Genomic DNA, 297 nt, shown 5'->3' with positions numbered 1-297 from the left:
GCATCGGCGCGGCCCTGTTCATGCAGTTGCGCTCGGAGCTGGCGCCGCTGGAGGACCGGGGCCTCTTCATCGTGGTGCTGAATGCGCCGGAAGGGGCGACGCTGGAGTACACGGACCGCTATACCCGGGATCTGGAGCGCATCCTCAAGGAGATCCCGGAGATCCGTTCCTTCTTCACCGTGGTGGCGCCTGGGCGGGAGAAGCCCAACCCGGTGAACAATGCCCTCGCCTTCGTGAACCTCCACGACGGGAGCGCACGGCGGCGCAACCAGTTGGACATCACCGACGAGCTGACCC

At 66.3% G+C, this 297-nt stretch carries 1 protein-coding gene; it reads left to right on the top strand.

Annotated elements, in window-relative coordinates; genetic code table 11:
- On the top strand, positions 1-297 hold a 297-nt coding region (locus ACTFO6_RS18465), incomplete at both ends, for an efflux RND transporter permease subunit (protein WP_439935833.1).

Source organism: Pelomicrobium sp. G1, from assembly GCF_051905455.1.
Taxonomy (GTDB): Bacteria; Pseudomonadota; Gammaproteobacteria; order Burkholderiales; family UBA6910; genus Pelomicrobium.
The sequence above is the reverse complement of the archived record's forward strand: the minus strand, read 5'-3'. Positions and strand labels throughout refer to the sequence as shown.